Annotated in this window: 1 pseudogene; it reads right to left on the reverse strand. The window is 62.3% G+C overall.

The window, feature by feature from the left end:
* Nucleotides 1-284 (reverse strand): annotated as a pseudogene (locus ACSG5Z_RS32135) (collagen-like repeat preface domain-containing protein); the annotation flags it as partial.

A 284-nucleotide genomic window follows, 5' to 3' on the forward strand; every position in this document is an offset into this window, starting at 1 on the left:
GTCCAGTGGGACCAGTAGCACCCGTGTTACCCTGAGGCCCAGTGGGACCGGTAGCACCAGTGTTACCTTGAGGCCCAGTGGCACCGGTAGCACCAGTAGCACCCGTGTTACCTCGAGGCCCAGTGGGACCAGTAGCACCCGTGTTACCCTGAGGCCCAGTGGCACCAGTAGCGCCCGTGTTACCTTGAGGCCCAGTGGCACCAGTAGCGCCCGTGTTTCCTTGAGGTCCAGTAGCGCCTGTGTTACCTCGAGGTCCGGTAGCACCAGTAGCGCCTGTGTTACCT

Origin of the sequence: Bacillus pretiosus (genome assembly GCF_051294775.1) — a bacterium.
In the GTDB taxonomy this organism is placed as follows: Bacteria; Bacillota; Bacilli; order Bacillales; family Bacillaceae_G; genus Bacillus_A; species Bacillus_A wiedmannii.